Origin of the sequence: Sphingobacterium sp. 18053 (genome assembly GCF_902706145.1) — a bacterium.
In the GTDB taxonomy this organism is placed as follows: domain Bacteria; phylum Bacteroidota; class Bacteroidia; order Sphingobacteriales; family Sphingobacteriaceae; genus Sphingobacterium; species Sphingobacterium paramultivorum.
The window spans coordinates 95,303-108,546 of record NZ_CACSJW010000002.1; the positions used below are offsets into that span (position 1 = coordinate 95,303).

Genomic DNA, 13,244 nt, shown 5'->3' on the forward strand with positions numbered 1-13,244 from the left:
GTGGACCAACGAAGATCCTATCAAGCGGATCCATGTAGGCCCTACCTATGGCCGGCTGATCAAAAACGGTAGGCAAAAAACAGCTCGCCATATTGATGCCGGTGAAACGCCGATTTGAGCTCTTTCGAATTGAAGATATAATTGATACCGTAATTGATCTTGTGGTTAGACCAATTGAAACCAATGCGGTGACTAAGCATCCAAGGCCGAATAGTGTATAACTTGCCTATGGGATCATTTTTATCTCTTCCTCCTTCTACCGTTGCGCTGTAAAAAATACGAGACACGCTTGGTTGATAGACAAAATACCATTCTCTATCATTGTCTGCTCTTCCCTGTGTCAAATGCCCATGTGTAAAGGTGGACGCCTGATAGGATTTCAGCTTCCCCAACCGAAGCGGGGCCGCAATCCCCATATTGGTATTATTTAGTCCAATGGTCCCCTCACCTATAATTCCCACATCGAATTGCTGGTTTTGACTGCGATATAGTCCTTTTTTATAGGTTGCACTTAAATCAATACCAAAGGAATTTCCAAGCTGCGTATCCCAACCTGTCGCCTCGTACATCCCAAAGAGATGATGGATAAACTTCTGTGCTTCTTCACCGTAGGATTTAGGGCCGATCTGCGCCAATTCAGTCTTGAACTCAACAACCTGATCGTGCGGTAAAAACCGCGTTACTCCAGCACTAAAATAGAGGTAACCTGCAAATGGTCTATCGTATTTTTTTTCCTGCCGTCTATAGTCAATGATACTGATACCATTGTAAATCCGCTGGCCTATTTCAAAATCCAATACCGTATTTGAAGCCTGCCTATCCGGTTTCCCTGGCAACGCAATCCTATAGTTGATATTGATACCATTGGTATAATAGCGATCCTGACCGGTCAGTAGATAGACGTCATTGTCATTTTGGATAGCAATTTCCTGATTACGGAATTTAACCTGTCCAAAAACAAAAAAGCAGGGGAATATAACAGCCCAAAAGAGGCCTAAAAATCGCAAAGCAACACTCATATTAACAGGCAATTGTAAAATTCATGCGATATCATTAGAACCAAAATAGCAAATTTCACTTCAAATTATTCAAAAGCATTCGAATCTAGCTTATTTTTCCAATTAATTCAAACTATTTAGAATAGATATAAATAATATGGAAAAGTTGCATTATTCCTTTCTTAGCGAATCTATTTGTAATTTTGCATTCGATTAGGTCTCAAATGTAATCAATTTGGGATTTTAGCGAGCACAACGTTGTCAGGTTTGGGTAATAATCTTTCTAAAAAAACAGGAAGATATCTGGCAGATTGGAACAGCTATTCATAGTTAAGAAAAAACAAACCGGGTGAAACGAGCTCATTTTATACGATGAGATCAAACACTTATAAAATAAGTAAATACAAATGAAAAAAAGTTCAATTATTCTAATCGCTATCATTGCTGTCGCAATTGCCATGATACTTGTTATCTATACCGATTCAAGTACCTATTCGACATTTACCGAAGCTAAAGAAAAGAAAACCGAACTATATGTGGTAGGTCAATTGAATAAAGACAAAGCGCTTCATTATGATCCCAAAACTGACGCCAACAAATTTTCGTTTTTCATGCGTGACAACGATGGTACAGAATGTGAAGTGATTTTTAGAGGCGCCAAACCTCAAGATATTGAACGTTCAGAGCAAATTGTATTGACAGGAAAAATGGACGGAAATGTGTTTAGGGCAAGTAAGATATTGATGAAATGTCCGTCAAAATATAACGATAAATCGGTCGTCACCGAGATCAATGCTACTGCTTTCAATAATTAATTCGTAAAATCAATTTTCAATGGACGTTAATTACGTTGGTGAGCACCTGCTACCAGGGCAGATCGGACAATTCTTTATTGTACTTTCTTTTGGTGCTGCACTTCTATCTTGTATCAGCTACTTTTTTGCAACAAAATACCCTGAAGAGAATTCATGGAAAAAAATTGCACGTATTGCCTTTTGGGCTAATGCGGTCTCCGTAGTGGCGATTGGTGCAACTTTATTTTATATTATATACAATCATCTTTTTGAATATAATTATGCTTGGGCGCACTCGTCCAAGACACTACCTACCTACTATATCATTTCCAGTTTTTGGGAAGGTCAGGAGGGTAGTTTTTGGCTCTGGATGTTCTGGCAAACAGTATTAGGTTCTGTTTTGCTGTTTAAAGCAAAAAGCTGGGAATCGTCTGTCATGACTTTCGTCATGTTATGCCAAGCATTTTTAGCTTCCATGATTATTGGTGTGGAAATATTCGGTCTGCGTATCGGTAGCTCTCCGTTTATCCTATTGCGTGAAGCAATGGATATTCCAATCTTTAGAGAAGCTAACTATCTATCACTCATCACCGACGGTAATGGTTTGAACCCTTTGCTTCAAAATTACTGGATGGTGATTCACCCACCAACACTATTCCTTGGATTTGCGTCGATGATTGTTCCTTTTGCTTATGCAACAGGTGCTCTTTGGACCAAACGTTACAAAGAATGGATCAATGCAGCACTTCCTTGGGCTTTATTTGCCGTAATGATTTTAGGCGCAGGTATTATCATGGGCTCATTCTGGGCTTACGAAGCACTTAACTTCGGTGGCTTCTGGGCCTGGGATCCGGTAGAAAATGCATCAATTATTCCTTGGTTTACCTTGATTGCTGCTGTTCACGTCATGATTGCGTACAAGAATTCAGGCCACTCCTACTTCACCGCTACATTTTTGGCGATGATCAGCTTTGTACTTGTTATCTATGCATCTTACCTGACACGTAGTGGTGTCCTTGGAGAGACTTCTGTGCACTCCTTTACCGATCTGGGAATGAGCGGACAATTGATCTTATTCAATGTTGTCTTTTTGGCTATCATGGTGGTATTTCTTACCGTCAAAAAGAAAGAGATGCCCATCACAGAAAAGGATGAGGATATCTATTCAAGAGAATTCTGGATGTTTATTGGCGCCTTGGTATTGACTGTCGCATGTGCACAGATCATCGCTTCAACATCAATTCCAGTGTTCAACAAGATCTTTGGCACCAAGGTAGCTCCACCTTTGGATCCGATCCAACATTATAACAAGTGGCAATCGGGTTTTGCAGTGATCGTTATGATCTTAACCGGATTTACGCAATTCTTAAAATACAAACGTACCGATAGCCGCAAGTTTTTGGCTTCCACGGTAGCATCGTTGGTTGTGTCTCTCATTCTAACGGCTGCTGTCGTCTATTTTACGAAGACTTATACCAACCTGATCTATATTTTGATCACCTTCGCAAGTATTTTCTGTATTTTGGCGAATATCCGCGTATTGGGTGATGCTGTCAAAGGCAAATGGAAGCTGGCCGGCTCTTCGGTAGCCCATATCGGCTTTGGATTACTACTTATCGGTGCCATGGTGGCTGCAGCAACCAACGAGGTCATCTCGGTCAACAACACTGGTTACATTGCTGTATCGGGATTTGACAAGGTAGAGAAACCTGGCGACAACTTATTCTTGACCGAAGGTGAACCTGTACAAATGGGGGAATACAAAATTACCTATATCGGCGATAGCATTGTGGCTCCAAATACGTTTTATAAAATAAAATACGAGCGGATCGACGAAGAAACAGGTAAAGTGAAGGAGCATTTTGTGCTACAACCTTTTGCGCAAAACAACGCGAAAATGGGCGGTTTGATTGGTACTCCAGCGACCAAACATTATGTCACGCATGACGTGTATACACTGATTACTGCAGCTGCAGCTGAAAGTCAAGCAACACATGCTAAAGTTCCGGCAGAAGACAAAACTGGTTTCGAGGACTATGAGGAACCGGCGACTTATCAGGTAAATATCGGTGACACCCTACGCTACCGCAATGGATATTATGTCATTGAAGGCTTAAACAAAGAGGCTCACCTGGAGAAAATTCCAAAAGGTCCTAGTGATGTCATGGTTGGATTGAAAATAAAAGTATTTTCGGCCGACAACAAACAGTATGAAGTACAACCAATCTACTTAATTAAAGAGGGTGGCGTTTATGACTTCAATAAAGATGTCAACGAGCAAGGACTTAAATTCAGATTTACGGGAATTAAACCTGACAAGGATAAACTGGAAATCATGGTTTATCAAAAGCCGCTTCCAGAAAAGAAATGGGTCGTATTTAAAGCCATTAAATTCCCATACATCAACTTTTTCTGGTGTGGAACGATTGTCATGACCATCGGTTTTATCATGTCCATTGTGAGAAGAAATAAAGAGGAGAAACGAAAAGCACTTAAATAATGAACATTGTGATCTTAGGAAGCGGTAATGCCGCTACGCATTTTGGACAACAGTTTCAAAAAACAGGACACCATATCGTTCAGATCTACAGTAAAACAAAGGCCAATGCAGATGCATTGGCCTTTGCTCTTCATTGCGTGGCAATTGACCAACTGTCTGAACTAGACTTGCATGCCGATCTTTACCTCATTGCCGTTACCGATCAGGCCATTGTATCGCTGGTAGAAGCGCTACCAAAAGATATAAAAGGTGTTGTTATTCATTGTTCGGGAGCGACCGATCTTTCTGTCCTGGCTGGATTTAAAAATGCGGGAGTCATCTATCCCCCACAATCGTTATCCAAAAATAAAGCAGTCGATTTCTCGACCGTACCGCTTTGTGTTGAAGGTAACACGGATGAAAATAGTGCCGCGCTACTTCAGTTAGCACAGACATTTGCACCGCGGAGCATCTATTGTAATTCCCAGCAGCGCTTAGCCATCCACCTTGCCTCGGTCATGGTCAACAATTTTACTAACATCCTTTATCAGATGGCCTACGAGCTCTTAGCAGAAAACGACTTGTCCTTTGATCTAATCAAACCAATCATCCTGGAGACGGCAGAAAAAGTGCAAAATCATATTCCAATAACAGTTCAGACAGGACCAGCGATCCGACAGGACAGCACAACAATGCAAAAACATTTGCAATTTATTAGCAATAAACCAGATTTACAGCAAATCTATCAACTTTTGTCGCAGGAGATTACTAAAAGAAAATAGTTTGTTAGAAACAGTTATAAACTTATCAAAACTTACCTCCAAAGGGTAAATATATCCATTTACTTCAGGAACTTTAGTACATTTGCTTCGTCCAAAAGCGCATTTTGGAATGCTAATTGAGTAATAAAATTATCAGTTGGGCTAAACATTAAAATAGCGAATTAAAACTAAACAATCGTATTTTCTATGGAAGTTAGAAAACTCATTCTTTCAATAATGATTGTGATTAATTTAATCATTGTATCATTTGGATTTATATTTACATCAAGCTGGTTTTGGCTGCTTATCATCCCATTTCCATTGCTATTGATTGCGTTATATCATAGTTTCCAGACAAAACATGCCATCCTACGCAATTATCCCTTAGTTGGATATTTCCGTTATATTTTTGAATCTATTCGTCCTGAGTTGAGACAATATTTTTGGGAATCAGACATGGATGGACGTCCTTTCAACAGAAGACAACGTTCGATCGTATACCAACGTGCAAAAAATCAACGTGAAACTGTCGCATTTGGTATGCAGACGGATCCACAGGCTGTCGGAAATGAATGGGCTGCGCACTCTGTTTTCCCTTGCCATATCGAAAACCACGATATGCGTACCACGGTTGGAAATGCAGCCTGTAAAAAGCCCTATAGCTTAAGTGTGTTCAACATCTCGGCAATGAGTTATGGTGCGTTGAGTAAAACAGCGATAACGGCATTAAATAAAGGTGCTGCACTTCAAAACTTTGCACACAATACCGGTGAAGGGGGAATCAGTGACTACCACAACAACGGTGGTGATTTAATTTGGCAGGTGGGTACAGGTTATTTTGGCTGTCGGAATCAGGAAGGAAAATTTGACGCGGAGCTTTTCCGAGAAAAATCCAATCGTGAAAACGTGAAGATGGTCGAGTTGAAACTCTCGCAAGGCGCTAAACCTGGTCATGGAGGTATTCTTCCAGCGGCAAAAAATACCCCTGAGGTTGCGGCTATTCGTCACGTCATTCCAGGAACAGATGTGATGTCGCCTCCAGCACATAGCGCTTTCTCCTCGCCGACTGAAATGATGCACTTCATACAACAGCTGCGCGAGCTATCGGGTGGGAAGCCTATCGGCTTCAAAATTTGTATCGGCGATAAACATGAGTTTATCGATATCTGTCATGCCATGCAAAACACGCAGATCTTCCCGGATTTTATCTCCGTAGATGGATCAGAAGGTGGTACGGGAGCTGCTCCACTTGAGTTTACGGATAACTTGGGGATGCCACTATACGACGCATTGGCATTTGTAACGAAAACCTTGATTGCTTTTGGTTTAAAAAAACATGTTAAAGTTATTGTATCAAGCCGTATTGTAACAGGTTTCGATATATTGAAAGTCATTGCCTTAGGCGCAGATGCATGTTATAGTGCTCGCGGTATGATGTTCGCTTTAGGTTGTATTCAGGCACTTAAATGTAATGAAGACGTCTGTCCGGTTGGGGTTGCCACGCAACAGCCGCATTTATACAAAGGACTCGACGTAAACGATAAATATGTGCGGGTCGCTCAGTTCCACCGCAACACATTACGTGCTACAGTCGAAATTATGGAGGCTTGTGGTTTCAAAACACTTTCGGATGTATCGGCAGATAAATTCTATCGTAAGGTCGATGCTATCCGGACACTAAGTTTTCAGGAAATCTATTTCGGAACGGAAGGCAAATTGGTCAATAGCCACACAGATTTCGAAAGCAAACTTTTCGAAGATTAACTGCTAGAAATTCATATAAAAAAGGTCCCCTATGTATTCAACATAGGGGACCTTTTTTATACCCTGATAGTTCCCTTATAAAATAACCCCCACTAAGTATCTTTATTTCAAATTAAACAATACGCGATGCAAAATGGTATTTGATAAGGTAATTTGATCGTCGGCCAAGCCTCCTAAGGCCTGTTCAATAGTATTTTTTGCCTGCTTCATTCCTTCATCCTTCATCTTTCGTCCTATTTTTGTTAAATAGATCAGATTGGACCGTCTGTCGTTTTTATCATTAACGCGGATAACCAAATTTACCCGTTCCAGATTATTAATTAATCGAGTAACACTTGGTTTATCTCGAAATGTGCGAACAGCAAGCTCCTGCTGGGTAAGCCCCTCTTCTACCCACAGGTTATACATGATACTCCATTGTTCAGAAGTAATGTTTAACCCGGCCTCCTTGAGATTACGTTGTAATCTCCGCATAACTGCAATTGAGTATTTCCCCGTTAGGAAATTATAAAAATACTCTTGTGATACTAAATCTTGGTCTAACATATGAATAATGGTTATGGTTGTTTACGCAACTTATTTTAATAATAAAACGTCGTCTTTCATTCAATATGAGAAAAAGCTAAACGTATTTTGGCTAATAGTTAGCCTAAATTACGCTTTAATATAGCTGTCTCAAACAAAATTTTATCAACATGTCATAAGTAGATGTTGATAAATCATAACAATTTGATTTATACTAGACTGAATTTAATAAATAAAAAGGATACAAACAAAATAAATGCTTGCAATTATACCTAATTTAGAGGATGTTATCCGATAGTAAAAGAGTCGGAATCTTTTAAGAAAGGAAATTTCTCACGTGCCTCCAACAGGTCGTTCGGATTTAAGGTAAAGGTATATAAATCCTCATCTTCCGGTTTATAATACACCACATCACCAAGTGGCGATATACACATAGAGCCACCAGAATAGTAAATATCATTACCATCATGCCCTACCCGGTTCACCCCGACAACATAAGCTTGGTTTTCTATTGCACGTGCTGGAATAAGGGCTCTCCAATGTGCGGAGCGCTTGTCTGGCCAACTGGCTGTATACACTAAAATATCATAGGCGCCGTTTTGATTTTTAGACCAGACTGGGAATCTAAGGTCATAACAGATCATCGGGCAAATTTTCCATCCTTTGATATCCACCAGGATACGTTCATTTCCTGGCTCGAAGTACTCGCTTTCTTTAGATAATCCGAAAAGATGACGTTTATCATATTTTACATATTTACCATCTGGAAACATCCATACAAAGCGATTATAGTATTTTCCGCCTTCCTCGATAATCAAAGAACCGGCAACAACACAGTTAAGTGAGCTTGCCATTTCAAATAGCCATCTTGTCGTAGGTCCATTTGCAGGTTCTGCACATTTCTCGACATTATTCGTGAAGCCCGTATTAAACATTTCGGGGAGAATAATAACATCCGTTTTCTCACGCAATGAGGAAAGTCTCAATGCAAGATTATTTAGATTCTTCTCGATATTTTCCCAGAATAAATATGCTTGAAATACGGTGATTTTTAAAGGCTCCATGAACGTAATCTAAAAATTTATTTAATTATTTTCTTACAAAAAAAACATTTACAGGCAAGATACGAATTTTAATAGAATTTATACTTATTGCTGTCTTACCAAAAGGTTATTTGCTAACACTAATAACGCTTCTTTGCGATCATTTGGTACATTCAATGCTTCCATTTTTTCAAATGCCCGTTGTGTATAGATATCTTTCAATTCGTCGGCCGCAATTTTAATCTCATACTTCTCGTATAAGGCAAGCATATCTGTTACTTTTGATGGAGCAGTCTCTATAGATGTGTCCAATAAGCCTTGTAAGACTGTCTTATCGTCGTCCGAAATTACCGCCATCAACTTAACCAATAAAAAGGTTTTTTTATTGATCATGATATCACCACCAACGATCTTTCCAAAGGTATCTGGATCTCCATAGGCATCCAAGATATCGTCCTGTAATTGAAATGCTAAGCCGACATTCTCTCCAAAATCGTAGATCAGCTGCTGTTGCTGTTCATCTGCTCCAGACAAAATAGCACCCAACTGTAACGCTCCGCCCAATAACACCGAAGTTTTAAGACGGATCATCTCAAGATATTCAGGCATTGTCAGCGAATCCCGACTCTCATAATCCATATCCAATTGCTGGCCCTCACATACTTCCATAGCCACTTTACTCAAAATTTTCAAGGTTGCGGGCAGGTAAATAGGGTTACACTTTGAAATCTCCTCATAAGCTTTGACCAACAAGCCGTCTCCAGACAATATAGCAATATTAGCATCCCACTTCTCGTGAACTGTCGTTTTACCCCTTCTTAAAGGAGCCTTATCCATCAGATCATCGTGGATCAGTGAAAAGTTATGAAAAAACTCCACTGCCTTGGCAGCAGGGATAATTTCATCCATCTCTTGCATGCCGAATAATTCGGCAGCCATCAATGTCAGCACTGGTCGAACCCTCTTTCCGCCCAAAGTCAATATATACCGTATCGGATCATATAAATTTGATGGTGTTTCAGGAAATTGACTTGTCTCTATCGCCTCTATCACGAGTTGTTGTAAATGTTGCATATATCTTTACGATCGAATCTTGCGAATATAGCAATAATCATATAGAAATGGCAATTTTGTGCCCTTAAAGGAAGTCACACCAAAATTGTACATTTGCATAAGTCTTTTATTATGCGCATACTGATTATCCATACATTTTATCAAGATCCTGGTGGTGAAGACACTGTATTTCAGCAGGAATCTTCCCTCCTCGCGCAAGGACATGAGGTCCAAACGCTAACCTTTCAAAATAAAAAGGGCTGGCAGGGTGCATTACAGACAATAGGATCTTTTTGGAATATTTGCGCTGCTCAACGTGTCAAAAAAATAATTCGGATGTTCAAACCAGATATCGTTCACGTTCACAACACCCATTACGCAGCGGGTCCGATTATCGTTCGTACGATTGCAAAACTCGGCATCCCCCAGGTCATGACCTTGCATAACTTCCGTTTACTATGCCCTTCGGCGACGCTGTACCACCACAACCATCTCTTTCTAGACTCACTCCAAGAGGAGTTTCCGTGGACGGCCATTCGGCAAAAGGCATTCAATAATTCCACAGTCAAAACATTTCTTCTGGCTTTGAATTATTGGTTTCACCGTAAAATTGGAACTTGGGCAAAGGTAAATCGCTACATCAATTTAAGCTCCTTTGCAAAGAACATATTCGTTGAATCGACCTTGCACCTTCCGTCTACTAAATTCGAGATTAAACCCAACTTTGTTTTTCCTGCCACAATAGCGCCCGAGGGTACACAGGCCTACTTCGTATACGTCGGTCGTCTTTCAGATGAAAAGGGGATATTGAATCTGATCGATACTTTTATCGGCACAGATTTTCAACTACAGCTAATTGGTGGCGGTCCGCTCGAAAATGAGGTCTTGAGAAGCATTAAAAACCAGCCGAATATATCCTACCTCGGTTTCAAAAAAAGGTCAGAAATACTGCCCCTTATAGCCAAAGCACAGGCACTACTCGTACCATCGATTTGCTTTGAAGGTATGCCGATCACGATTCTTGAGGCTTATTCAGTCGGAACAGCTGTGCTCTGCTCAAATCTAGGCCCACTCCCCGAACTGATTATCCCCGGCAAAACAGGACAAACTTTCGATCCCCACAACAAAAACGATATCATCCAATGTTTAAGGGAGTGGAGTACAAAAACGACAAATGAAAAAGATGAGATAAGAAAGACCTGCATTGCTTACTATTTTAGTAATTTTACTCCTGAAATAAATGAAGCGAAATTATTAGCGATCTATCAAAACGCTATTCACGATAAAAAATTGAATAAATGAGTATCATTGTATTAGATAAACTGGGTCTAGCGCCACAAATCCAAGCTGTACTGGAAACAATTTATGATCCTGAACTGAAACCCGCAAATATTGTGGATTTGGGGCTTGTATATGAAATCATTACTAAGGAAGAGGGTATTGCAAAGATTGTAATGACGCTGACTGCTCCTGGCTGCCCCGTGGCAGGCGAAATCATGAATGAAGTTCAAGAAAAAGTTGCTGCTGTAGCAGGTGTCAAAGAAGCATTGGTCGAATTGACATTTGATCCCCCCTGGACAAAAGACATGATGTCGGAAGAAGCAAAACTAGAGTTAGGGTTTTTATAAAATTCAATAGCTCATAATAACAAAGAGGATCCTACAGTATTGTAGGATCCTCTTTGTTTGTGACCACTCATATAAGAGCACCCCTATCATCCAGAAGCGCTAAGTGGTCTGATTATTTTCCAAATCACTCAACTTTTTCAAAGGCTTGGAGCTATTGGCATCCGTACCGAAAAGTAATTTCCACAGATTACGGGACTCTTTGGTCAATAGTGGGGATACAATGGAAAGAATGAGAACATATACAACCACAAAGGATTGAATAACGGGCAATAAAGCCCCTGCTTTACCAATATTTGCCATGATAATGGAAAACTCTCCCCGCGCAGACAACGTAAAGCCAATATCAAAAGAAGTTTTAGGTTTCATGCCCGAAAATTTAGCTGCAAAATACCCCGATGCAAGATTACCCATCACCGTCACCAGCGCTGCAATCGAAGCCCAAAATACAGCCCCTCCAAGTGACATAATATCAATAGACAATCCGAAACTAAAGAAAAACATTGCCCCAAAAAAATCTTTATAGGGCAGTACCATCGATTCAATCTTTTTGATGTATTGCGAATCTGCTAACACCAAGCCAGCCATCAATGCCCCAATTGCCTCCGCAACATGGATGGTTTCAGAGAAACCTGCCACAATAAACAGTAAGGCAAAGATGATCAATATAAATAATTCAGAAGTTTTCTCCTTCAATAAGCGATCAATCGCAGGCACCAGTTTTCTGCCCAAAATCAAAAAGGCCAATATAAATCCCAAGGCCAGTAAGGAAGTTCCTGCTACCGTCCAAAAAGAACTGCTTCCTGTCAGTATCAAGCCCGAAAGGAAAGAGATATGCATCGCTATAAACAGATCATCGAACATAATCATCCCCATAATAACCTCAGTCTCCGGGTTGGCCGTGCGTTTGAGATCTGTAAGAACCTTTGCAACAATAGCCGTGGAAGAACTTGTCATGATACCGCATAAGACCATCATCTCCTTAAATGGCATATCCATTAGCCATCCGATCAACAAGCCTGAGGTAAAGTTCAATAAGACGTAAATTGTCCCGCCTGTGACAATTGCTTTACCGGATTTAATAAGGCGATTGACCGAAAACTCAAGTCCCAGATAGAACAGCAGGAATAATACGCCCAACCGTCCCATGAAATCTATAAAGGGTTTACTTTCTGTAAATGTTAAATCCACCAGACCAACCTGTGGAGCGTGCTGTCCCAAAACCATTCCTATAATAATGAAAAATGGAATAACAGAAAACTTAAGCTTATTGGCTATTAGGCCAACAATGGCAACAAGTCCTACAGCGATTCCAATTTCCAGTATTAAGGTATGTGATAGCATAAATTACAGTAAAATTTCCTTCAAAAGTTTAATATTATTCTTCTTTCCAGCAATGACAAGTGTGGTACCTGGGCTAATCAAATAAGACGGTCCTGGATTGATAACCGTATCATCATCCCGTATGCCAGCAATAATTGATGCACCTGTACGTTGACGAACTTCCAGCTCTCCAATTGTCTTTCCTGCCCCCTCATTTTTGCCTTCCACTTTGTACCATTCAATGCGTAAATCGTCCAAAGCAACTTCAATTGTCTCCAAAGCTTTAGGCTTGTAGGACAAACCACCGATAATACCCGCAATCTGCCGAGATTCATCGTCATTGAGTGTCATGACGCAACGTGACTCATGTTCCTCGTCATCATAGCGATAAAGTTCCCGTCTGCCATCGTCATGGATAACAACAACCATATTGTCTCCCGCATCGGTTTCAATTTGAAATTTTTTTCCAATTCCAATCAGATCGGACTCTCTTACAATAGACATAATCTTCTATTTAAATAAATACTAATAATATAAGCTTCATAAAGTTGTTTACAACAATTACGAAAACAAGCTAAAGGTTCTTTCTAACAAAAAACAAAGACTTTTAGAAAAAACAGCATCAGCCCTTAGCTACTAAAACACAAATTTACCCAAAAAATCAATCTTAAACGAATCCGCTGGTATCTGACGGGATGGGCTACAAAGACCAAATTACCCCAAAATACTAAAAAAAGAGCAGAAAAACGACCCTTTTAACCGATTTCATCCCTTTTTTCGACGTATGGCATCTTGATGACACAACTGAACAACAATAAAATCGCTCGACGTACACCTGTTATTAACGATCGGAATTCCTAGGCGAACAAATCAGCTTCC

At 40.2% G+C, this 13,244-nt stretch carries 12 protein-coding genes; 6 read left to right on the forward strand and 6 right to left on the reverse strand.

Annotated elements, in window-relative coordinates; all coding sequences use genetic code 11:
- Window positions 1-59: 59 nt before the first annotated feature.
- A complete protein-coding gene (locus tag GVK91_RS04540; protein ID WP_153845691.1) occupies window positions 60-1,019 on the reverse strand; it encodes a lipid A deacylase LpxR family protein in 960 nt (319 codons plus the stop codon).
- Between the two features lie 386 nt (window positions 1,020-1,405).
- Between GVK91_RS04540 and GVK91_RS04545 the strand changes: the two genes are divergently transcribed.
- The 4 genes from GVK91_RS04545 (at window position 1,406) to GVK91_RS04560 (ending at window position 6,796) form a co-directional block, all read left to right on the forward strand.
- Window positions 1,406-1,813 (forward strand): cytochrome c maturation protein CcmE, encoded by a 408-nt coding sequence (locus GVK91_RS04545; RefSeq protein WP_046672794.1) that lies wholly within the window; start codon window positions 1,406-1,408, stop codon window positions 1,811-1,813.
- A 19-nt stretch (window positions 1,814-1,832) separates the two neighbouring features.
- Window positions 1,833-4,292, forward strand: a complete 2,460-nt coding sequence (locus GVK91_RS04550) for a heme lyase CcmF/NrfE family subunit (protein WP_153845692.1) — start codon at window positions 1,833-1,835, stop codon at window positions 4,290-4,292.
- Window positions 4,292-5,053: a Rossmann-like and DUF2520 domain-containing protein gene (locus GVK91_RS04555; protein ID WP_153845693.1), complete on the forward strand. Its 762-nt coding sequence runs from the start codon at window positions 4,292-4,294 to the stop codon at window positions 5,051-5,053. The genes GVK91_RS04550 and GVK91_RS04555 overlap by 1 nt, the downstream gene beginning before the upstream one ends.
- A gap of 186 nt (window positions 5,054-5,239) precedes the next feature.
- Entirely contained in the window at window positions 5,240-6,796 is a 1,557-nt protein-coding gene (locus GVK91_RS04560) for an FMN-binding glutamate synthase family protein (protein ID WP_153845694.1), read from the forward strand.
- Between the two features lie 102 nt (window positions 6,797-6,898).
- Here the strand turns inward: GVK91_RS04560 and GVK91_RS04565 are convergent, their stop codons facing one another.
- The 3 genes from GVK91_RS04565 to GVK91_RS04575 form a co-directional block, all read right to left on the reverse strand.
- Complete coding sequence (locus tag GVK91_RS04565; protein ID WP_046672798.1) at window positions 6,899-7,342, reverse strand: MarR family winged helix-turn-helix transcriptional regulator; 444 nt, start codon at window positions 7,340-7,342, stop codon at window positions 6,899-6,901.
- A 266-nt stretch (window positions 7,343-7,608) separates the two neighbouring features.
- Window positions 7,609-8,385, reverse strand: a complete 777-nt coding sequence (locus GVK91_RS04570; protein WP_046672799.1) for an amidohydrolase — start codon at window positions 8,383-8,385, stop codon at window positions 7,609-7,611.
- Window positions 8,386-8,469: 84 nt separating this feature from the next.
- The gene (locus GVK91_RS04575) at window positions 8,470-9,438 is read right to left on the reverse strand and encodes a polyprenyl synthetase family protein (RefSeq protein ID WP_153845695.1); all 969 of its coding nucleotides are present in this window, start codon (window positions 9,436-9,438) and stop codon (window positions 8,470-8,472) included.
- A 111-nt stretch (window positions 9,439-9,549) separates the two neighbouring features.
- Between GVK91_RS04575 and GVK91_RS04580 the strand changes: the two genes are divergently transcribed.
- Entirely contained in the window at window positions 9,550-10,719 is a 1,170-nt protein-coding gene (locus GVK91_RS04580) for a glycosyltransferase family 4 protein (protein WP_153845696.1), read from the forward strand.
- Window positions 10,716-11,045, forward strand: coding sequence for a metal-sulfur cluster assembly factor (locus GVK91_RS04585; RefSeq protein WP_046672802.1), 330 nt, complete (start codon window positions 10,716-10,718; stop codon window positions 11,043-11,045). Before GVK91_RS04580 ends, GVK91_RS04585 begins: the two co-directional genes overlap by 4 nt.
- Window positions 11,046-11,144: 99 nt before the next feature.
- On the opposite strand, the gene GVK91_RS04590 is transcribed toward GVK91_RS04585, so the two are convergent.
- Together GVK91_RS04590 and GVK91_RS04595 are read right to left on the reverse strand one after the other, a co-directional pair.
- A complete protein-coding gene (locus tag GVK91_RS04590; RefSeq protein WP_159727233.1) occupies window positions 11,145-12,386 on the reverse strand; it encodes a cation:proton antiporter in 1,242 nt (413 codons plus the stop codon).
- A 3-nt stretch (window positions 12,387-12,389) separates the two neighbouring features.
- Window positions 12,390-12,869 (reverse strand): cation:proton antiporter regulatory subunit, encoded by a 480-nt coding sequence (locus tag GVK91_RS04595; RefSeq protein ID WP_046672804.1) that lies wholly within the window; start codon window positions 12,867-12,869, stop codon window positions 12,390-12,392.
- Window positions 12,870-13,244: the final 375 nt, after the last annotated feature.